Here is a 20,985-nt window from a genome sequence, read left to right as displayed (position 1 = left end):
CCGTGGCGGTGGTGAGTGCCGCGCTGTCAGCGTTGCCAGGCGGCGTGCAGTATCGCGCTGACGGCAGCCAGGCGTGCCGACCGCACGACACCGTTCAGCGGTCGCAGCGCCGCGCTGGCCGTCTGCACGTCCGCGGAGCTGTTGAGCCCGATCGGGATCAGGCCTGAGCTCACGGTGATGATCGCGTCGATGTATGCCGCGTTCTCCAGCACCCGCAGCGCCCGGGTGGGCGCATGATCCGGAATGCTGTGCCGCCGTTCAGATTCCACGACCTGCTCGACGAGACTACGTGGGTCCTCGATGTCGGCGCCCGCAGCTTCGGCGTGCAGTGCGCCGAGTGCGTCGGCTGCGGAGCGGACCGCGGAGCGCATGGTGTATTCCGCCTCCCCGAGGTCGATACCCTCGAGGGGCACCGCACCGGGCACCGAATAGACCGTCCACGACAGCGCACACGGATCGGCTTCGAGATCGGGTTGGTCTCCGTCTTCGGCGATATCGGGGTACTCGAAGTCGGGCACCAGGCCGATGGCCTGGGCCGGGTCACCCGCCACGATGAGCGCCTCGCCCGCGGCCACGGCGTCGCGCTGAAACTGCGTGCCCGCAGGGAGTCCGCGGACATCGCCGGGGACCGGCAGGGCAACACCCAGCGCCGGTGTTCCGCTGGTCCGGCCCACCGAGGTGCGCAGCGTCTGCAACAGCGAGACCGCGCCCGCGTCGGTCAGATCCGGCCAGGGCAGGCCGGTGCGGCCGGCCGCCACCGAGTCGTAGGCGGTAACGGAATGTCTTGGCGCCCATTGAGATAGCGCATCCAGGACATCGTCGGGCGCGGCGGCTCCGGCAAGCCAGGCATTCGCCCAAACCGACAACGAAACACTCGGACACCACATGATTCCCGCAGTGTAGTAGTTAGCTGCTCATCGGGTCGGCTACGCGCTAGGCTGGCGGCATGCCTGCTGCGCTGATCTGGCTCATCGCCGCGCTGGCCCTCGCCGGGGCCGAGGCGCTGACCGGCGACCTGTTCCTGCTCATGCTCGGCGGCGGTGCGCTGGCAGCGGCGGGATCCAGCCTGATCTTCGACGACCTGTGGGTACACGGCGCAGTTTTCGCCGTCGTATCCGTGCTGCTCCTGGTGCTGGTTCGGCCTGCGCTGCGGAGGCACTTCAACTCGGGCAAGGGTCTGCCCGAGCCCGCGAAGGCCTTGGAGGGCAAAAGCGCGCTGGTGCTCGACCGGGTCGGCCGCCACGAGGGACAGGTGAAGCTCGACGGCGAGGTCTGGACCGCGCGCCCGCTGAACGAGAACGAGGTCTACGAACCCGGCGACCACGTGACCGTCGTGGAAATCGACGGCGCGACCGCCGTCGTTCAGAAAGTCGTCTAGAGAACACTGGACAACTAGGGAAGGAACTTTCATGGATGGTGCCGTCGCCGGCCTGATTTTGGTGGCCGTGCTGGTGGTGTTCGCCGCCATCATCGTGGCCAAGTCCATCGCGTTGATCCCGCAGGCCGAGGCCGCGGTCATCGAGCGGCTCGGCCGCTACAGCAAGACCGTGTCGGGACAGCTGACGCTGCTGCTGCCGTTCATCGACAGGATCCGCGCGCGCGTCGACCTGCGCGAGCGGGTGGTGTCGTTCCCGCCCCAGCCGGTGATCACCGAGGACAACCTGACGGTGAACATCGACACCGTCGTCTACTTTCAGGTCACCAATCCGCAGGCGGCCGTCTACCAGATCAGCAACTACATCGTCGGCGTCGAGCAGTTGACCACCACAACTCTGCGCAACGTGGTCGGCGGCATGACGCTCGAGCAGACCCTGACGTCGCGTGACTCGATCAACGGCCAGCTGCGCGGTGTGCTCGACGAAGCCACCGGTCGATGGGGACTGCGTGTCGCGCGTGTCGAGCTGCGCAGCATCGATCCGCCGCCATCGATCCAGGAGTCGATGGAAAAGCAGATGAAGGCCGAGCGCGAGAAGCGCGCCATGATCCTGACCGCCGAAGGCACTCGAGAGGCGTCGATCAAGCAGGCCGAGGGCCAGAAGCAGTCGCAGATTCTGGCCGCCGAGGGCGCCAAACAGGCGGCGATCCTGGCCGCCGAGGCCGACCGGCAATCCCGCATGCTGCGCGCCCAGGGCGAGCGTGCCGCCTCGTACCTGCAGGCCCAGGGGCAGGCCAAGGCCATCGAGAAGACGTTCGCTGCCATCAAGCGGGGCCGACCGACTCCGGAGATGCTGGCCTACCAGTACCTGCAGACACTGCCGCAGATGGCCAAGGGCGAGGCGAACAAGGTCTGGCTCGTGCCAAGTGACTTCGGGTCGGCACTCCAGGGCTTCACGAAGATGCTCGGCGCGCCGGGCACGGACGGCGTCTTCCGTTACGAGCCGTCGCCGGTCGAGGAGGACATCCAACGGCCGGAGGACGATTCTGCCGAGGTGGCCGCCTGGTTCAACACCCAGACCGATCCGGAGATCGCGCAGGCCGTCGCGAAGGCCGAAGCCGAGGCGCGCAAACCGGTGGCCGGGTCGATCGATCCGCCCCCGCAGTACCCGCCGCTGTCGCAGCAGCAGCAACCGCCCTCGCAATACAACGTGCCGCCGCAGGGCCCCGGCGGCGGCGCTCACTCCCGGTAGGAGACCTCGGTCTGATCGCGGGTGGTCTGATCGCGAGTGCGATCGCGGCGGTGAGCGCGGATCTCATAAGCGAGCCCGGCCGCACCGACGCATGCGGTGCAGAACGAGATCAGGACCAGTAGTGGGTTGACGCTGCCCGTCAGCGCATCCCCGAGGATCACCACGGCCGCGGTGCCGGGTATCAACCCGGCCAGCGTGGCGAAGGCGTACGGGAGCGCCCGAACCCCCGACGCCCCTGCCGCGTAGTTCAGCACTGAGAACGGCACGGCGGGGATCAGCCGCATCGACACGACGGCGGGCCACCCGCGCTCCCGCAACCGGGCGTCCAGCGCGTCGACCTTCGGATGGGGCACCAGCTTGTTGAGTTGCCAGCCGGCCGCGCGCACCAGCAGCAGCGCGATGACGGCGCTGACGGTGGCCGCCGACACCGCGAGCGGGATGCCGAGGACCGGTCCGAACAACAGCCCGGCGGCCAGCGTGAACGCCGTACGCGGGAACGGGAAGACCGTCACCACGATGTGCGCACCGAGAAACGCCAGCGGGAACCAGGGGCCGACCGAGTTGGCCCAATCTCTCAGCTGAACTGCGGTCGGCATAGGGACCAGCAGCGCGATTGCGACAAGAATCACAATCGCGGTCAGGATCGCGAACACCCGTCGCCGCGGCACCGCGGCCGCCGTGGCGACCACCGAGCCGCGCAGCGCGCGCAGGGTGCTGACGACGGTATTCACGTCCGCCAAGACTACTTTGCACGGCCTGCGGCCACCGGCCAGCACGCCGTGCGACCGCCGACCGGTGGTCAACCGCGTGACCGGGATCATTTAGCCTGGTGAGCGGTCGTGTTAGACACAGAGGTCACACGTCGCGACAACAGGAGAAGCCGGTGTCGGTAGATACATCTGCGGGATCTGAATCGGATCGCGAGCAATGGCGCGCCGCCGTAGCCGGAGTGCTCGCCAAGAGCAGCCGCAAGGATCCTGCCGATCTCGGCGAGGCGCCTGAGCAACTCCTCGACACACCGACCTACGAGGGCTTTCCGATTCGGCCGCTGTACACGATTCTCGACTCCCAGCCTGAGGCGCCGCTGCCCGGCAGCTGGCCCTTCATTCGCGGGTCCGACGGTCTGCGCGACGTCAAATCCGGTTGGAAGGTCGCCGAGGCGTTTCCGGCGCCGGGCCAGGTGTCGGTCGTCGACGGAAACGGCGCTGTGCTGACCGCGCTCACCGAGGGCACCAGCGCACTGATCCTCGATGTTGGGCCCACCGGGGTGAGCGCCGATGAGCTCGACCGGCTCCTCGAGGGCGTGTTTCTCGAACTCGTTCCCGTGGTGCTGGACGCGGGCACCGACTTCACCGCCGCCGCGGACGCGGTGCTGGCATTGGTGACCGACCTGGATGACGAACGGCGAGCGCGACTTTCGGTCGATCTCGGTGCCGACCCGCTCACCGCGACACTCAGCGGCCGTGCGGCGCCGTCAACCGACGAGGTGGTCGCCACCGTCGAGAAGACGATCGCCTACGGCGGGGGTGTCCGGGCCATCACGATCGACGGTCCGGCGTTTCACGATCTCGGTGCCAGCGCATCGTGGGAGCTCACGGGCGCCATCGCCGCGGGGGTCAGCTATCTGCGCCTGCTGGTCGACAGCGGGGTTCCGGCGCCGGATGCGTTGCGCCAGATCAGTTTCAGGTTCGCCGCGGACGATGACCAATTCATGACGATCGCCAAACTGCGTGCCGCACGACAGCTGTGGGCCCGGGTGGCCGAAGTGGTCGGCGCGGCCGACGCCGGCGCGGCGCGAGTGCACGCAGTGACCTCGCAACCGATGATGGCTCAACGTGATCCGTGGGTGAACATGTTGCGCACGACAGTCGCCGCCTTCGCGGCAGGCGTCGGGGGAGCGGACACCGTCCAGGTCCATACCTTCGATAGCACCATCCCCGGTGGATGGCCCGGCACCGCAGCAAGTTTCGCGCGGCGGATGGCCCGCAACACCCAGCTGTTGCTGTTGGAGGAGTCGCATATCGGGCGTGTTCTCGACCCCGCGGGCGGGTCGTGGTTCGTCGAAGATCTCACCCGCGCACTTGCCGAGGAGGCGTGGAAGCACTTCCGCGACATCGAATCCCGCGGCGGTTTCACGGCTGCGGTCGACTATCTGGCCGCACAGATCGCAGAGGTGAGCGAGAAACGCCGCGACGACATCGCGCACCGTCGTACGGCGATCACCGGTGTCAACGAGTATCCAAACCTCTCGGAAATGCCGTTGCCACCGTCCGACCCGGTTCCCGGTGTGCAACGCTACGCGGCGGGCTTCGAAGCACTGCGGGATCGATCCGACGCCTATCTCGCCGAGCACGGTTCGCGGCCCACCGCCTTGCTGCTGCCGATCGGCCCACTGTCCGAACACAACATCCGCACGACGTTCGCGGCGAATCTGCTGGCATCCGGCGGCGTCGAGGCCGTCAACCCGGGGCCGTTGGACGCCGCGGGTATCGCACAAGCGGTTTCGGATACCGGTGGAGCGGTCGCCGCCGTGATCTGCGGCACCGACGCCCGCTACGCGCAGGAGGCGTCGGGCGTGGTGGAAGCCGCCCGCGGGGCCGGTGTTTCGCACATCTACCTTGCCGGTCCGGAAAAAGCGGTTGCCGAAGCCGCCAACAAGCCGGATGAATACCTAACCGCCAAGATCGACGCGATCGCCGCCCTGTCGGCACTTCTCACCCGATTGGGGGCGTGACCATGACGATGTCCAATGTCGCCGGCCAGCCGGTTCCTGGCGTTGAACCGGGCGCGATCACCAACTTCGCCGACGTACCCCTGCACGGGGCGAAGACGGCCGAGCCTGCCACGGAGGCCGCGGTCGCCGAGCACGTCGCCGCGGCCGCCGCCGCGCACGGTTACACCGCCGAGCAGCTCGACTGGGTCACTCCCGAGGGTATCGACGTCAAACCGGTCTACATCGCCGCCGACCGTGACGCCGTGGTGGATGCCGGATATCCGCTGGACACCTTCCCCGGCGCGCCGCCGTTCGTCCGCGGCCCGTACCCGACCATGTACGTCAACCAGCCGTGGACCATCCGGCAGTACGCGGGATTCTCGACCGCGGCCGAGTCGAATGCGTTCTACCGGCGCAACCTCGCCGCCGGGCAGAAGGGGTTGTCGGTGGCCTTCGATCTGGCCACCCATCGCGGCTACGACTCCGATCATCCGCGTGTCCAGGGGGACGTCGGAATGGCCGGTGTGGCAATCGATTCCATTCTCGACATGCGACAGCTGTTCGACGGTATCGACCTGTCCACCGTCTCGGTGTCGATGACGATGAATGGTGCCGTGCTGCCGATCCTCGCGCTCTATGTGGTGGCCGCCGAGGAACAGGGCGTACCCCCGGAGAAGCTGGCGGGGACCATCCAGAACGACATCCTCAAAGAGTTCATGGTCCGCAACACCTACATCTATCCACCCAAGCCGTCGATGCGGGTGATCTCTGACATCTTCGGCTACACGAGCGTGAAGATGCCGAAGTTCAACTCGATCTCGATCTCCGGGTACCACATTCAAGAGGCGGGTGCCACAGCCGATCTCGAGCTCGCCTACACGCTGGCCGACGGCGTCGAGTACATCAAGGCGGGCCTGGATGCCGGCCTGGACATCGACAAGTTCGCACCGCGGCTGTCGTTCTTCTGGGGGATCGGCATGAACTTCTTCATGGAGGTCGCCAAGCTGCGCGCCGGGCGGCTGCTGTGGAGCGAGTTGGTTGGCGAGTTCAATCCGAAGAGTCCGAAATCGCTCTCGTTGCGTACTCATTCGCAGACCTCGGGATGGTCGTTGACCGCGCAGGACGCCTTCAACAACGTCGCGCGCACCTGTATCGAGGCGATGGCGGCCACTCAGGGGCACACGCAGTCCCTGCACACCAATGCGCTCGACGAGGCGCTGGCGCTACCGACCGACTTCTCGGCTCGTATCGCGCGCAACACCCAGCTGCTGCTGCAGCAGGAGTCCGGAACGACACGTCCGATCGACCCGTGGGGTGGTTCGTACTACGTCGAATGGCTGACCCACCAGCTCGCCACCGCAGCGCGCATGCACATCGGAGAGGTCGTCGCCCACGGCGGAATGGCGCAGGCGATCAGCGAGGGCATCCCGAAGATGCGCATCGAAGAGGCGGCCGCCCGGACGCAGGCCCGCATCGATTCCGGTGCCCAGACGGTGATCGGCGTGAACAAATACCAGGTCGACGAGGACCAGGAGGTGGAAGTCCTCAAGGTCGAGAACAGCCGCGTACGCGCCGAGCAGATCGCGAAACTGGAGAAGCTGCGCGCCGAGCGCGACGAGGGGGCAACTCAGGCTGCGCTGGCCGAATTGACCAGCGCCGCAGGTGAATCCGGACCGGCAGGGGAGGACGGCCTGGGCAACAACCTGCTGGCGCTGGCCGTCAACGCAGCCCGTGCCCACGCGACGGTCGGCGAGATCTCAGATGCGCTCGAGAAGGTGTACGGCAGGCACGTCGCCGAGATCCGCACCATCGCCGGCGTCTACCGTGACGAGGTGGGGAGCAGTGGCAACGTGACTGGAATCGGCAAAGCAACCGAATTCGTCGAGAAGTTCGCCGAGGCCGACGGTCGTAGGCCACGCATCCTGATCGCCAAGATGGGCCAGGACGGCCACGACCGTGGGCAGAAGGTCATCGCGACGGCGTTCGCCGACATCGGATTCGACGTGGATGTCGGCTCCTTGTTCTCCACGCCGGAAGAGGTCGCGCTTCAGGCGGCGGACAACGACGTGCACGTGGTCGGCGTGTCGTCGCTCGCGGCGGGCCACCTGACATTGGTGCCCGCGCTGCGCGAGGCGCTTGCCGAGGCGGGAAGGCCGGACATCATGATCGTGGTCGGCGGGGTGATCCCGCCCGGCGACTTCGACGAGTTGTACGCGGCCGGAGCGACCGCGATCTTCCCGCCCGGCACCGTGATCGCCGACGCCGCAATCGGCCTGCTGCAGAAGCTTGCCGAGCAGCTGGGCTACGACCTGAGTAGATGAACTTCCCGGTTTCTGAACTAGCGGACGCCGTTCGGCGCGGCGACCGAGCGGCGCTGCCGAAGGCCATCACGCTCGTCGAGTCCACCCGCACCGACCACCGCGAGCAGGCGCAGCAGTTACTGCTCCAGCTGATGGCCGAGTCCGGTGATGCCATGCGCGTCGGGATCACCGGCGTGCCGGGTGTCGGAAAGTCGACGACCATCGAGGCGCTCGGTATGCACCTGATCGAGCAGGGGCACCGCGTCGCGGTGCTGGCGGTCGACCCGTCGTCGACGCGGACCGGTGGCTCCATCCTCGGGGACAAGACCCGCATGGCGAAACTGGCGGTGCATCCCGACGCCTACATCCGCCCCTCGCCTACGTCCGGCACGCTGGGCGGGGTTGCCAGGGCCACCCGCGAAACGATCGTGCTGCTGGAGGCCGCCGGGTTCGACGTCATCCTCGTGGAGACGGTGGGTGTCGGGCAGTCGGAGGTGACCGTCGCCAACATGGTGGACACCTTCGTGTTTCTGACTTTGGCGCGCACCGGCGACCAGCTGCAGGGCATCAAGAAGGGCGTGCTGGAGCTCGCTGACATTGTGGTGGTGAACAAGGCCGACGGCGAGCATGCCGTGGAGGCGAAGGCGGCCGCGCGCGAACTGACCGGTGCGATCCGGCTGATCTATCCACGCGAAACGCTATGGCGCCCACCGGTTCTCACCATGAGTGCACTGACCGGCGACGGCCTGGTCGAGCTGTGGGACACGGTGCTGAAGCACCGCGAGGTGTTGACCGCGGCCGGCGAGTTCGAGGCCCGCAGGCGCACCCAGCAGGTCGAGTGGACGTGGTCGATGGTTCGCGACACCGTGCTGGACCGTGTGCTGTCGCATCCCGCGGTTAAGGAGATCCGGGCCGAAGTCGAGCGCCAGGTCCGCGACGGTGAGCTGACGCCCGCGCTTGCTGCACAACAGATCTTGGACGCGTCCGACGTGCGCTAACCTAACTTTTCGGTAACACCCGGTTTATTTGCCGGGGCTGCAGGTAAATTGTATGCATTGTGACGGGTGTCAAACCCGCGGGGCGCAGCGCAGCGCTCCCGCACAGGGTTCAGGGCGCAGCGGATTCGAACTTTGCATGCACCCTGCGGGCCTTCTCGAAGTTGTTCCCCGGTAAACGATTCGGCGGCGGTGCCCTCTCCGTCTACTTGCACGGTGAGCCCGTGGTCGATGTGTGGACCGGCTACTCGGACCGCCGCGGCACCGAGTACTGGACAGCCGACACCGGCACGATGGTCTTCTCGGTCACCAAGGGTCTGGCGTCGACGGTGATCCATCGGCTCGCCGACCGCGGCCTGATCGACTACGACATGCCCGTCAGCGAGTACTGGCCCGAGTTCGGCGAGAACGGCAAGGACGACATCACGGTGCGCGACGTCATGCGACACCGCGCGGGCCTGTCTCATCTCAACGGGGTCAGCAAGGCCGAACTGCTCGACCACCACGCGATGGAGCGGCGGATCGCCGCCGCACCGGTGAACAAGCTGCTGTATGGCCATCAGGCGTATCACGCGCTCACCTACGGCTGGCTGATGTCGGGGCTCGGCCGCGCCATCACCGGCAAGGGCATGCGGGACCTGATCCGTGAGGAATTGGCCGAACCGCTGAACACCGACGGGCTGCACCTGGGCCGGCCGCCGGCCACCGCGCCGACTCGTGCCGCGCAAATCCTGGCGCCCCAGGGCACTTTGAGCAATCCGGTGTTCAACTTCGTGGCGCCCCGGATCGCCGCCATGGGCGTCTCCGGCGTGTTCGGATCGATGTACTTCCCGGGGATGAAGGCGGTCGTGCAGGGCGACACGCCGTTTCTGGACGCCGAAATCCCGGCCGCCAACGGTGTGACGACCGCACGCGCACTGGCCAGGATGTACGGCGCGATCGCCAACGGTGGTCGCGTCGACGGCACGCAGTTTCTGTCACGCGAAAGGGTCGAGGGCCTCACCGGCGAGCCGAGCTTCGCGCCGGACCGCAACATCTGGGTGCCGCTATCGTTCCACCTCGGGTACCACTCGGTGCCGATCCCCGGTGTGATGCCGGGCTTCGGGCATGCGGGGCTCGCCGGCTCGGTGGGCTGGGCGGACCCGGAGACGGGGATGTCGTTCGGGTTCGTGCACAACCGGCTGTTGACGCGGATGGTCCTCGATCAGGCGACGTTCGCCGGGCTGCAGACCCTGATCCGCCGCGATGCCGCCCGCGCTCGTAGACGTGGGTACGAAACGATGCCCGCGCTCGGCGCGCCGTACAAGAAGGTCACCCGCTCCGTCGCGGGTTGAGCCGAAGTCGACCTCAGCTCTTCGCCGTCGAAAACCACCTGGTCTTCTTGCGCCAAGACTCGGCCGAGGTGATGGCAAACCCGGCGCCGCACATGCACGCGAACACCCAGACCAGTGTGGTGCCGCCGTCAATCGCCTGCAGCTGGGGGATGAAGGCCGTCGCCAGTCGGACGAGGCAGGCGGCGATGCCCGCGGCCGACGACACGAGGTAGATGTTGGCGACCGTGCGTGAGCGCGGGTCCTTACGCAAGACGAGCAGCGCCCGGGCGCCGTAGCCCAGCAGGTAGATGAGCGTGCCGCACAGCAGCAGCCAGTACATGTTCAGCCAGAAGTCCGTCGGCACCTGGAAGAAGTCGGCCTTGTAGATCTTCGCGCCGTTACCCAGGGTGAACGCCACCAGCAGCAGCGGGATGCACAGCGTCGCGGGGTACTCCACGTACTGCTTGAACGACCGCTGCAGTTCGTGATCCTGCTGCAGCCGGCCCAGCGCGTTGTACACGACCGCCGACGCGGCGACGATGTACAGATCGTGGCCGATGTAGTCCTCGAGGTTCCACTTACCTGTCAGCGAGTGGAGAAAGGCGCCCACCGTCTCCGAGGCCCACGGTGACATAAGCAGAACCGCGCCGCCCTGCAAAGCGATGTTCAGAGTTGCGGCGAACTCCCAACGGGACGACCATGTAACTCGGCGAATCCACAAACTCCACGCGATACAGCAAAGCGTGATCGCAATAAGAGTTGTCAGACCCATGAATGTCGCTTTCGAGCCGCGGTGTACTCAGCAAAGTATAGAGCTACAGCGGGGGCGCGTCACTGCGCGGTTTCAGCTCGGAGAGCTTTGGTGCACGGGTTCGATGGCTGGTTCGGATGGCGGCGGTCTCCCGCAGAGCGGTCCTGCCGAATGGCGCCGACTCGATGTAGCTCCACACTTCTTGTTCGCTCATCAGGCCGAACCTGATCTGCAGGTCTGGGTAGCTGACGCCGAATCTATCCGACACTCGGCGCAATTCTTCGGCGTCGGGGTAGTCGGCTTCCTTGATGCGCCGGTAGTACGTGCTGCTCGAGATCCCGAGCGCGTCGTAAATGTCTTTGGCGTCAACGTCGCCGTCAAGTAGGTAATCAAGCAGGGCTTTTAGCTGTCTGCCGTTCTCGTCGGTACGTGGCACCTTCCTACAATAAAGCAATCTTCATAAAATGGGCAGTACGAACCGCAAACCGGAAAGGTTTGCCTTAATTGACACTGCCGTCACAGTTTCGGGAGGCCTATCCCAAATTTGGGACACTTGGGCTATCGTTGGGGCCATGGTTGCTTCTCAGTTGCGTATGACGGCTAAAGAGGCCTTTAAGTCCTTTACTGAAATTGCATTAGCAACGATCCACGTGGTGGATCATGATGTCCCGGACCCTTCTCGTGCCGCGGGCATGGTGCGGCTGTCGACTCCCGACAACGAGGAACTCACCGCCGAACTCGAGGGAGCCTCCGAGTGGTTGGGTGCGCCAACCGACGAACTCCTCCTTGCGGCGCTCGCTCGCACGATCGCCAGGACACTCGGTGAGGGCATCGTCCCCATCGACGTGGCCAGCGAACGTGGCAGCCTGCTCGATGCCGTCCCGGTGATGTGTGTGACGGCTGCGCAGGCCAGCGCCACCGACGTTCTCCGCGGCGTTCACAACGCCCTGGCCTCGGCATCCGAGCGCACCGACAACGCGATGTCGGAGGTGTACTTCAATTATTTGGGCCAGGTGCCCGAGAGCTCGGTGCCGGTGCCGGTGCAGGAGGCGCCTCCGGGGCTCGGCCACGCGCTGGAGATGAGGGTCTACCGCACCCAGGGTCTGGTTCATGTGGACTGGTGGTACGACACGAGCTATTTCGAGCCCTACACCATCGAAGAGCTGGCCGAGCAGTTCCCGCGCGCGCTCTACGAGATGACCACGGACGCGCAGCCTGCCGTCTGAGACCTGCCTCGCGCGGTGCATGCGATTTGCGCTCGTCATTAGACTTGGCGAGAACGGCGTCGATCCGGCCATCACCGGGGAGCCTTCGGAAGAACGGCTGATTCCAGCTCAGTAGAACCGAACGGGTGGGCTCGTCATCGCCCTAAGTGAGCGGCGTACATCGTCGAATCAGGTGATGTACGCAAGCGGGGTGGTACCGCGGCGCTCGCGCACCGCGCGAACGTCGTCCCCGTGCCGCTGATGGGCTTCCGAGGCCGGAGGCCTCAATCAGGCACAGGAGACACGTGACCGCCTATCCGAAGCCGGCCGCCGGAGCGCCCAATTTCCCGGCGCTGGAAGCCGACGTCCTGGACTACTGGAACTCCGACGACACGTTCCGTGCCAGCATCGCACGCCGGGACGGATCGCCGGATTATGTGTTCTACGACGGTCCGCCGTTCGCCAATGGTCTTCCGCATTACGGCCACCTACTGACCGGCTACGTCAAGGACATCGTGCCGCGGTACCGCACCATGCGCGGCTACAAGGTGGATCGCCGCTTCGGCTGGGATACTCACGGCCTGCCCGCCGAACTCGAGGTGCAGCGTCAGCTTGGCATCGCCGACAAGGCGCAGATCGAAGAGATGGGCATCGAGAAGTTCAACGAAGCGTGCCGCGCTTCGGTGCTCAAGTACACCGACGAATGGCAGGCGTACGTCACCCGCCAGGCCCGGTGGGTCGACTTCGACAACGACTACAAAACGCTGGATCTCGGCTTCATGGAATCGGTGATCTGGGCGTTCAAGCAGCTGTGGGACAAGGGCCTGGCCTACGAGGGCAACCGGGTGCTGCCGTACTGCTGGAACGACGAGACGCCGCTGTCCAACCACGAACTGCGGATGGACGACGACGTCTATCAAATGCGCCAGGACCCGGCGCTGACCGTCGGATTCAAGGTGGTCGACAGCGACGACAAGGAACTAGCCGGTGCCTTCCTTCTCATCTGGACCACGACGCCCTGGACGCTGCCGTCGAACCAGGCGGTCGCGGTGGGCCCCGACATCCCCTACGTCTGCGTGCGGGCACCCGATGGCCGCCGCTACGTGCTGGCACAGGCGCGGTTGGCGGCCTATGCCCGCGAAGTGGGAGACGAGCCCGAGGTGGTGGCCACCTACAGCGGACGCGAGCTGCTCGGCACGCGGTATCTTCCGCCGTTTCCGTACTTCATGGACGGCGAGGGGGCGCGCAACGCCTTTCAGGTGCTGCCTGCGGACTTCGTCAGCACCGAGGACGGCACCGGCATCGTCCACATGTCGCCGGCGTACGGCGAGGACGACATGGCGACGGCCCAGGCGGCCGACATCGTCGCCGTCACGCCGGTGGACACCAAGGGCAGGTTCGACGCCACGGTGCCCGAATACGCCGGCCAGCACGTTTTCGACGCGAACCCGCAGATCATCCGCGATCTGAAGAACCAGGGACGCTCGGCGGCCGTCAACGGCGCGGTGCTGTTGCGCCACGAGACATACGACCACTCTTATCCGCACTGTTGGCGCTGCCGGAACCCGTTGATCTACCGCGCCGTGTCGTCGTGGTTCATCAAGGTGACCGATTTCCGCGACCGCATGGTCGAGCTGAACCAAGAGATCACCTGGTACCCCGAGCACGTCAAGGACGGCCAGTTCGGAAAGTGGCTGCAGGGTGCCCGCGACTGGTCGATCTCGCGAAACCGATACTGGGGCAGCCCGATTCCGGTGTGGAAGTCCGACGATCCGGCATACCCGCGGCTCGACGTGTACGGCAGTCTCGACGAGCTCGAGCGCGACTTCGGCGTACGTCCGGACAACCTGCACCGGCCGTATATCGACGAGCTCACTCGCCCGAATCCCGATGACCCGACCGGAAAGTCCACGATGCGCCGCATCGAGGACGTGTTCGACGTGTGGTTCGACTCGGGGTCGATGCCCTACGGTCAGGTGCACTACCCGTTCGAGAACGCGGAGTGGTTCGACGATCACAACCCCGCCGATTTCATCGTCGAGTACATCGGGCAGACCCGTGGGTGGTTCTACACCATGCACATCCTGGCCACTGCGCTATTCGACCGTCCAGCGTTCAAGACCTGTGTGGCGCACGGCATCGTGCTGGGCAACGACGGCCAGAAGATGAGCAAGTCGTTGCGCAACTACCCCGACGTCACCGAGGTTTTCGACCGCGACGGCTCCGACGCCATGCGCTGGTTCCTGATGGCCTCGCCAATCCTGCGCGGCGGCAACCTGATCGTCACCGAACAGGGCATCCGCGAAGGTGTCCGGCAGGTGTTGTTGCCGCTGTGGAACGCCTACACCTTTTTGACGCTCTACGCGCCAAAGAAGGGGACGTTGCGGACCCACTTGCCGAACGTGCTGGACCGCTACATCCTGGCCAAGCTCGCCGAGCTGCGTGACGACCTCACCGAATCGCTTGATGTCTGCGACATCTCGGGCGCCTGCGACCAGCTACGACAGTTCACCGATGCGTTGACGAACTGGTATGTGCGACGGTCGCGTTCGCGCTTTTGGGAAGAGGATCCCGACGCCATCGATACGCTGCACACCGTGCTGGAGGTGACGTGTCGGCTCGGTGCGCCGCTGCTGCCGCTCATGACGGAAGTGATCTGGCGCGGGGTAACCGGGGATCGGTCGGTACATCTGACCGACTGGCCCGAGGCAGACCTGCTACCAAGGGATCCTCAGTTGGTGGCCGCGATGGATCAGGTTCGCGAGGTGTGCTCGACCGCCTCGTCGTTACGGAAGGCGCACAAGCTTCGTGTGCGGCTGCCGTTGTCGCGGCTGACGGTGGCGCTGGAGAACCCGTCGATACTGCGACAGTCTGACGAGGAATGGGAAGAGTTCAGATGTCTGATCGCCGACGAGCTCAACGTCAAGGCCGTCGTGCTGACCGACGACGTCCGCCGTTACGGACGCTTCGAACTGTCGGTGAACGCAAAGTTCGCCGGACCGCGGCTGGGCAAGGACGTGCAGGCGGTGATCAAAAAGGTTAGGGCGGGCGAGGGCACCTATGATCCAGATGCAGGCACCCTGACCGTCGGGACGACAGTGCTAGGGCCTGGGGAATTCACATCGAAACTGGTTGCTGTCGACCCGGAGTTCACCGCAGCGCTGCCTCACGATGCCGGATTGGTGGTGCTCGACGGCACGGTCACCGAGGAGCTGGAAGCCGAAGGTTGGGCCAGAGACATGATTCGGGAGCTTCAAGAATTTCGTAGGCAGGGCCAACTCGATGTCGGCGACCGCATCGACCTAGTCCTTAGCGTCCCTTCGCTGCCAAACGGGTGGAGGGACGACTTCGAGGCCCTCATTAAGAAGGAGCTTCTAGCGTTGAACTTCGAACTCAAGCACGACGCAGGTATCGTTCTCCGGCAGTCATCAGCGTCAAGCCTGGATATGCAGGGTGGCAGGGTACAAAGGAATGGCGACGTACTGACTGGGTCTGTCGGCGGCGGCTATCAAGTGTTCATGGTGAAAGTAGCCAAGCCCTAACTCCCCGAGATGGTGCAGCCAAAGTCTGTGCAGTGCGTCGTGGACACTGTCTTGGAGGGCGAGATGCTCCTTGGCAGTCGCCGCCATCTAAAGCCCGTGAAACGTTGCGACGGCGATCTCGGCTAACGCGGATCCATTTAGGATTAGGAGACATGGAGGGACTTCGCTTCCGCTGACGCACAGGCTTGTCAGCTGGATCCACTGGGAAGGGCCGACTGGTGGCACTGAAGAGACGAATTTCAGAGATTACACGGCGCAAGATCTCCGACCTTATTGCTTTGCAACAGATTTCGTGGGCTGGACGACTTGAGGAGCCAGACTTCCTGGCGAGGATCTATGACCTTGCGGGGATTGCGAGCCGTGACACACGCTTCAAGGACGCATACGGGGACATTTGGCAGCACCGTGTAAACAATCCAGCGGACTGGGAGGACGACTGGATCTTCACCGACACGCGGTTTGGGTTGCAAGGTGGAGCTGACGAATTGATCCTGCGCTTTCTCGCGGAGATGCTGCATCCCGTGGTCCGGAGCGACGAAGCAGAGGTTGCTCGGCTACTCAACATGTTCAACGAAGTTCTAGCTCGCGACGGATACGAGTTGTATCCCGCCGAGTGGATTAGTGGCCACGCGATATACGGATGGCGTCAGCGGGGCTCGTTCCACGGCGCGAAGCCTGAACTCAAACTGAGCGAGCGCGACGTGTTGACGGACCCTGCTGTACTTGAAGAGCACCTTTCCCGAATCCGCGACAGTCTTACAGCCGACCCGGCCGCTGCTATCTCCTCGTCGAAGAATCTCATCGAGAGTCTTTTTCGAATCATCCTCGACGGTGCAGATATTGACCATGACACGAGCGACGACATCCCGCAGCTCTACAGGAAAGTGGCGTCGCTGCTCGAGCTCAAAGCGGAATCAGTACCACAGAGTGTGCGTGGAAGTGCGAGCGCGCAACAGATTCTGCGGACGCTCGTTACGACAGTGCAATCCCTTGCCGAACTCCGAAATGAACTTGGTATCGGACACGGGAAGTCAAGAAGGAGCGTTGCGCTGGCGCGACATGCCCGACTGGCACTAAACGCGACCGTGACGATTGCGGAGTTTGTTCTTGATACCTGGCAGGCAAGAGCGAGCTCGGGGCAACTGGAGGTGCGCCGTTGAAGCACCGATTAGGAGTCAAAAGAGCGGTGGGTTGATGACATCCGCCAGTGAAACGAGCGCGGCGCGCTCCTCTGGCGGACGCGACGCAGTCCTGTCGCGAATAAATTCTGAGATCTCATAAGCCGACATCGTCCGCTCATAACTGATCCCCGCGCGGGCCATGACAATGCGCGATACCCAGTCGGTTAGGTCGGCGGAGCAGTCCGCGACTGGATCGAGAACTAGCAAAGCCTCCCTCGCCGACTCCGGTGTCAGCGTGACATTGCCATCTGGGTCGAACCATAGCCCGTAGGCAACCCCGACGCGGTAATCGCGCGGCCAAGTCGCAAGATCATCCGAGCTGAGGCATGGCTCTACACCATCCCAATGGACGACGAATGTTTGCCGCGCAGCACGCTGCCCAACCGCAATCCCAATGCTGCGTTGATATCGCGATTCTAAGTGAGGCAAGCGAGCCGCCAGAAGCCGTCGTCGAAGGTCGCCTGCACGAAACGTCTGCGCGCTGCCCATCAGGGCATCGATGAGGGCTTCGGGTCGTCCTTCGGAGAAATAGCCCAGGCGTCGAAGGGCCCATCGTGCCCATAGCAGGCCACCATCGAGTGCGAGCACGACCATCTCGTCGGAGAAACTCGGGACTCTTGCTCTGCCGTGCCCACCTCCGAACTCGTTGCGTATGTTGCCAAGCTGTCGAGCGATCTTGCTTGCCTGGGTAGCTAGGTCGCCGAACGCCGTGTCGTTGGCGAGTTCGGGACCTGGCTGACCCTTGAGCCGGCTATGTGCTTGTCCAACAATAGAATTGAACGCTTCGCTCGAGGCTGCCGGCGTCCCATCGATGTCCAGGACCACGCGTGCAATGCTCTCCACCAGGCATTTGATGTCACTGAGGGCCTGAGGGCCGTCGTCTGTCGCCAGAGACCGGCGCAAACGCCGAATTTCGGTGTCGATTGCGAGCCAGTGGTGATCGGGAAGGTGCGCGGGCCGTTCGAGTCGGACGCGGTCGAAGCTGTCTGACTCAGATGACACAGTGCCTGATCTTCGCTATTGAAACGCCCGGGCGGGATGACGACGGCGCAGGCGTCACTTGAGAATGAACCATTGGAGGATCCTAGCGACGCAGCAAGCCAGATCTTCCAGGCAGCGGCATCGGCGACGGCGTGCGGGTGACGATCGCAAAGGTCAGCTCACCCGGGCGCGACGGCCGTTGAACTCCACGGTGTCACCCGAGCGGAGCTGTCGGCCTCTGCGGCGCTCGACTGCGTCGTTGACGATGACCATCCCGTCGGCGACGACCGCCTTGGCGTCCGCTCCGCTGTCGATCAACCCGGCCAGTTTCAGGAACTGACCCAAGCGGATCGTCTCGTCGCGAATCGGCACATCGTCCACGTGGTACCTGTCCCTAGACCCGGGACGGGATCGTCTTGACGCGACCGAGCATCGAGGTGAACTCGTCGTCATCGGCCGGATCAGACGGCACGTCAAGCGAGATGCCGTCGCACACCCCGGCGTACCAGGACGCGAGAACGCCGGGTAGCTCCTCGTAGGTCCCCTGTGGAACGAGTTGACTCACCACGTCATCGGTGAGTACGTCCGCGAGCGCGGACCATTCCTTGCGACGGGCGTGCTCGCTGAGGCGGGCCGCGACGTCGCTCAGTCCGAAGAGCTCGAGTGTGCGCTGATACGCCGGCGTGGAGTACAGGAAGGCGAGCTCGGTCCGCAGCTCGTCACGCGCGGCGGCGACAGCCGCGTCGTCACGTCCCGAGATGACGCGCGGCACGACGACCAGCCGCGGGCCGTCGTCGGTACGCCCCTCCTTAGCCGCACCGTCGGCGAGCGCGGGCAGGACGTACTCGCGCAGCACCGCAGGGTGCGAGCTGGTGGGATGCGCGACGAAGCCGTCGGCGACGGCGCCGGCGAGTCGGCACATCCTGCGGTTGACGCCGCCGGTCCAGATCGGCGGGGGAGCCGTCTCGATCGGACCCGGATTGAAGTACGGCTGCAGCCGGGTGAATGTGTAGTGGCTGCCGTGGTAGTCCACACCCTGGCCGTTCGCGAAGGCGGCGAAAATCGCGCGCAGGGATGCGACGTAGTCACGCAGCTGCGCGGCGGGGTCGGTCCACGGCATCGAGAACCGTCCGACGACGTTGCCCCTCACCTGCGTGGCGACGCCGAGCTCGAAGCGGCCACCGGAGTAGCGGGCCAGTTCCCACGCCGCGTAGGCGGTGACCATCGGGCTGCGGGCGAAAGCGACCACCATGCTGGTCCGGACCACCAGCGTCGTGGTGTGCTCCAGCGCGAGGGTGCAGACGGCGAATGGATCGCGAACGGTCTCGGATACGTGGACGGCATCGAAGCCCATCTCCTCGATGCGTTGCGCCTCGTCGGCGACTTCGCTCAGCTCCGCGCTCGCTGGGAGCGATGTGATCACGTCCACGACAAGGACTTTCGGTCGAACATGACGGCTGCCGCCAGCCCCGAGAAATCGGCGAGGACGTCGCGGACGAACGTGGTGCGTCGATAGCCGATCGCGTCGAGCACGCCCCGGTGATCAACGGCGACGACCACCGTCGCACCGATTGCGACCACCCACCACAGGCCCAGGGCGAGCGCGCGCATCGATGCCCGCGAATCCGCGAAACCGGCACTCAGGCGGTCGCGCTGAAACCGCACGTGGGCGTTCTCGTCGTCGACGATCCGCGCGGCGACGGCGCGCGTCACCGGATCCGGACCCGCCGCGGCCAGGCCCCCGTAATAGGACAGGGCTACGACCTCGGCGACGGTCAGCACCATCAACTCGGTGCGCAGGCCCAGCAGACGGCGTAAGCGGACGAAGATCGCGTCTGACCAGTGTCTGCTCATCGGGGCGCCACCGAGGTATCCGAGCAGCCGCAGGAGCAGCGCGGCATGCTGCTGCTCTTCGGCGACGAAAAGGGTTATCGCACTCACGTATTCGGAGTCGCCCGCTCGTTCGGCATTGCGGATCAGCTGCCGGCCGTCGCCGCTCTCGCCCAGCTGGAATCGGCGTACCGAGGCGATCAGCGGCCGACGCACGGTCTCGGGGACGGTGCAGTCGGCGTCGAAGTCGATCGCGGCGTCCACCCGGCGGTGCACGTCTTCGTTGGCTTCGAAGTGGTCGACCCACCGGCCGAAGCCACTCCGTTGACCGACACGTTGCGCCATGGACGTCAGGCTAGGAGCTGAATCGTGATTGCGCATTGAAGCTGAATTTCCAGAGCCCGATTCGTGACCGAGAGACTGTGGCAATCGATCCGCGAGGAGTTGTTTCGCGCACTAGATAGACCGTGCGTAGCTAACCCAGCCATCGGTTCGTTGTTGCGGCGAGCGGTCACTGTCGGTGATCGATGGTTTCATCACTAGCGTGGCATCGACGCCGGCTGACTCTCCCCCCTCGAGAAGTGATGACGTTGTGCCGCGCAGGCGAGGAAAGTCGAAGGGCCCGATGTACAAGTACGAGGGCCCGGTGGCAGTAATTCGCCTCGAGCTGGATCTCAGCGACTCGGTGGTTCGACGGCGGGTTCAGTCGCAGTGGTCCGCCGTTTTTCAGTTGCGGCGGGCATTGCAGCGCGACGCGGCGGCGCGATGTCGGGCATATTGGGCTGCTCATCGCGAGCGCAGTGCGGATCCGAAGGCTGCACGGGAGCGTCTGGGGTTGTCACGCAAGGCTCTTGAAGCTGCAGCTAGGGCCCACATTGAGGCAAGCGGATGGATGCGCGATCACTTGACCAAGGCTGTCGGCCAGCATGTCGCCGACGAAGTGTGGGAAGCAATTGATCGCCACCTTTTTACTGATTCGGCTGGGCACCGCCACGGTGCGCCGAAGATCGGATCGTGGTGGAGATTCAACAAAATCCCGGGCCGGGCTCGCTCGTATACGAAGGACATACCTATCTGGGAAACCTGGCGCCTAGTCGGGACCCTCGAAGGACACCTACGCGACTTCCGCCATCCCGATCTGACAACAACGGTGACGAACGCGACTGACGCCGCCACTGAACCGGCAGGCAGTTCCATTTTGGCTCAGCCTCGCAAGATGCCGATCCCATCGCACCCGCGTGGATCGTGGCGCACCCATACTGGGCCTTTGACAGTGGTGTTCACCGGCCTTCCCGCTGGCGATCTAGTAATGCCGGTTCGGCTGCCTCAGGGGGCGGGGCAGTGGGCGCACCTCCGCCATTTCTTGGCCGACCCAGCGGTGTGGCACAAGATCGACATGGTGCGAGTCCGAGATCGGAAGGCGCCTGGAGGATGGCGCTATTACGCGCATCTGTTGACCCGCACGACTGGCTATGTGTCGCCGGGCAACCGTGCTCGGCGGGCAACTATCCCTAGTGACCGTCGCGCCGGACTCGACGTGAACGTTT

17 protein-coding genes are annotated in these 20,985 nt (G+C 64.9%); 9 read left to right on the top strand and 8 right to left on the bottom strand.

The window, feature by feature from the left end:
* Nucleotides 1–26: 26 nt before the first annotated feature.
* Nucleotides 27–887: an Rv1486c family protein gene (locus BST47_RS01290; RefSeq protein WP_083123385.1), complete on the bottom strand. Its 861-nt coding sequence runs from the start codon at nucleotides 885–887 to the stop codon at nucleotides 27–29.
* 59 nt (nucleotides 888–946) lie between these two features.
* Here BST47_RS01290 and BST47_RS01285 point away from each other — a divergent pair, with 59 nt between their 5' ends.
* Both BST47_RS01285 and BST47_RS01280 read left to right on the top strand, forming a co-directional pair.
* Nucleotides 947–1,378: an NfeD family protein gene (locus BST47_RS01285; RefSeq protein ID WP_083123384.1), complete on the top strand. Its 432-nt coding sequence runs from the start codon at nucleotides 947–949 to the stop codon at nucleotides 1,376–1,378.
* Between the two features lie 31 nt (nucleotides 1,379–1,409).
* On the top strand, nucleotides 1,410–2,627 hold the full coding sequence (locus BST47_RS01280; RefSeq protein ID WP_083123383.1) for an SPFH domain-containing protein: 1,218 nt from the start codon (nucleotides 1,410–1,412) through the stop codon (nucleotides 2,625–2,627).
* Here BST47_RS01280 and BST47_RS01275 read toward each other — a convergent pair.
* Nucleotides 2,615–3,358 (bottom strand): TVP38/TMEM64 family protein, encoded by a 744-nt coding sequence (locus BST47_RS01275; protein WP_107528829.1) that lies wholly within the window; start codon nucleotides 3,356–3,358, stop codon nucleotides 2,615–2,617. The two genes, BST47_RS01280 and BST47_RS01275, sit on opposite strands and share 13 nt — an antisense overlap.
* A 152-nt stretch (nucleotides 3,359–3,510) precedes the next feature.
* On the opposite strand from BST47_RS01275, the gene mutA reads away from it, so the two are divergent.
* From mutA to lipL, 4 genes are read left to right on the top strand one after another with little or no spacing between them, the layout of a single operon-like run.
* The gene (gene mutA / locus BST47_RS01270; protein ID WP_083123381.1) at nucleotides 3,511–5,361 is read left to right on the top strand and encodes a methylmalonyl-CoA mutase small subunit; all 1,851 of its coding nucleotides are present in this window, start codon (nucleotides 3,511–3,513) and stop codon (nucleotides 5,359–5,361) included.
* A 2-nt stretch (nucleotides 5,362–5,363) separates the two neighbouring features.
* On the top strand, nucleotides 5,364–7,661 hold the full coding sequence (gene scpA / locus BST47_RS01265; RefSeq protein WP_083123380.1) for a methylmalonyl-CoA mutase: 2,298 nt from the start codon (nucleotides 5,364–5,366) through the stop codon (nucleotides 7,659–7,661).
* The gene (gene meaB, locus BST47_RS01260; RefSeq protein ID WP_083123379.1) at nucleotides 7,658–8,638 is read left to right on the top strand and encodes a methylmalonyl Co-A mutase-associated GTPase MeaB; all 981 of its coding nucleotides are present in this window, start codon (nucleotides 7,658–7,660) and stop codon (nucleotides 8,636–8,638) included. The genes scpA and meaB overlap by 4 nt, the downstream gene beginning before the upstream one ends.
* A gap of 59 nt (nucleotides 8,639–8,697) precedes the next feature.
* Complete coding sequence (gene lipL / locus BST47_RS01255; RefSeq protein ID WP_083123378.1) at nucleotides 8,698–9,969, top strand: esterase/beta-lactamase LipL; 1,272 nt, start codon at nucleotides 8,698–8,700, stop codon at nucleotides 9,967–9,969.
* 13 nt (nucleotides 9,970–9,982) lie between these two features.
* On the opposite strand, the gene BST47_RS01250 is transcribed toward lipL, so the two are convergent.
* Together BST47_RS01250 and BST47_RS01245 are read right to left on the bottom strand one after the other, a co-directional pair.
* Nucleotides 9,983–10,720: a hypothetical protein gene (locus BST47_RS01250; RefSeq protein ID WP_083123377.1), complete on the bottom strand. Its 738-nt coding sequence runs from the start codon at nucleotides 10,718–10,720 to the stop codon at nucleotides 9,983–9,985.
* Between the two features lie 43 nt (nucleotides 10,721–10,763).
* Entirely contained in the window at nucleotides 10,764–11,135 is a 372-nt protein-coding gene (locus tag BST47_RS01245) for a transcriptional regulator (protein WP_083123376.1), read from the bottom strand.
* A gap of 217 nt (nucleotides 11,136–11,352) precedes the next feature.
* On the opposite strand from BST47_RS01245, the gene BST47_RS01240 reads away from it, so the two are divergent.
* From BST47_RS01240 to BST47_RS01230, 3 genes are all read left to right on the top strand, one after another.
* Nucleotides 11,353–11,925, top strand: coding sequence for a hypothetical protein (locus tag BST47_RS01240; RefSeq protein ID WP_337360507.1), 573 nt, complete (start codon nucleotides 11,353–11,355; stop codon nucleotides 11,923–11,925).
* Between the two features lie 284 nt (nucleotides 11,926–12,209).
* On the top strand, nucleotides 12,210–15,446 hold the full coding sequence (gene ileS / locus BST47_RS01235) for an isoleucine--tRNA ligase (RefSeq protein ID WP_083123374.1): 3,237 nt from the start codon (nucleotides 12,210–12,212) through the stop codon (nucleotides 15,444–15,446).
* A 218-nt stretch (nucleotides 15,447–15,664) separates the two neighbouring features.
* A complete protein-coding gene (locus BST47_RS01230) occupies nucleotides 15,665–16,606 on the top strand; it encodes an abortive infection family protein (RefSeq protein WP_083123373.1) in 942 nt (313 codons plus the stop codon).
* Nucleotides 16,607–16,621: 15 nt separating this feature from the next.
* Here the strand turns inward: BST47_RS01230 and BST47_RS01225 are convergent, their stop codons facing one another.
* From BST47_RS01225 to BST47_RS01210, 4 genes are all read right to left on the bottom strand, one after another.
* Nucleotides 16,622–17,629: an abortive infection family protein gene (locus BST47_RS01225; protein ID WP_083123372.1), complete on the bottom strand. Its 1,008-nt coding sequence runs from the start codon at nucleotides 17,627–17,629 to the stop codon at nucleotides 16,622–16,624.
* Nucleotides 17,630–17,782: 153 nt separating this feature from the next.
* Nucleotides 17,783–17,989 (bottom strand): RNA-binding S4 domain-containing protein, encoded by a 207-nt coding sequence (locus tag BST47_RS01220; RefSeq protein ID WP_083123371.1) that lies wholly within the window; start codon nucleotides 17,987–17,989, stop codon nucleotides 17,783–17,785.
* A gap of 13 nt (nucleotides 17,990–18,002) precedes the next feature.
* Nucleotides 18,003–19,037, bottom strand: a complete 1,035-nt coding sequence (locus BST47_RS01215; RefSeq protein ID WP_083123370.1) for a TIGR03617 family F420-dependent LLM class oxidoreductase — start codon at nucleotides 19,035–19,037, stop codon at nucleotides 18,003–18,005.
* The gene (locus BST47_RS01210) at nucleotides 19,028–19,783 is read right to left on the bottom strand and encodes a hypothetical protein (protein ID WP_083123369.1); all 756 of its coding nucleotides are present in this window, start codon (nucleotides 19,781–19,783) and stop codon (nucleotides 19,028–19,030) included. The genes BST47_RS01215 and BST47_RS01210 overlap by 10 nt, the downstream gene beginning before the upstream one ends.
* Nucleotides 19,784–20,985 lie beyond the last annotated feature (1,202 nt).

The sequence above is a fragment of the Mycolicibacterium tusciae genome (assembly GCF_002086795.1).
GTDB classification, from domain to species: domain Bacteria; phylum Actinomycetota; class Actinomycetes; order Mycobacteriales; family Mycobacteriaceae; genus Mycobacterium; species Mycobacterium tusciae.
Note: the sequence above shows the minus strand (reverse complement) of the source record. Positions and strands in the feature narration are given on the sequence as shown.

Coding starts and splice junctions, on each gene's coding strand:
- BST47_RS01210 (WP_083123369.1), bottom strand. CDS start 19,783: ATGGCGCAACGTGTCGGTCAACGGAGTGGCTTCGGCCGGTGGGTCGAC.
- meaB (WP_083123379.1), top strand. CDS start 7,658: ATGAACTTCCCGGTTTCTGAACTAGCGGACGCCGTTCGGCGCGGCGAC.
- scpA (WP_083123380.1), top strand. CDS start 5,364: ATGACGATGTCCAATGTCGCCGGCCAGCCGGTTCCTGGCGTTGAACCG.
- BST47_RS01290 (WP_083123385.1), bottom strand. CDS start 887: ATGTGGTGTCCGAGTGTTTCGTTGTCGGTTTGGGCGAATGCCTGGCTT.
- BST47_RS01285 (WP_083123384.1), top strand. CDS start 947: ATGCCTGCTGCGCTGATCTGGCTCATCGCCGCGCTGGCCCTCGCCGGG.
- BST47_RS01280 (WP_083123383.1), top strand. CDS start 1,410: ATGGATGGTGCCGTCGCCGGCCTGATTTTGGTGGCCGTGCTGGTGGTG.
- BST47_RS01250 (WP_083123377.1), bottom strand. CDS start 10,720: ATGGGTCTGACAACTCTTATTGCGATCACGCTTTGCTGTATCGCGTGG.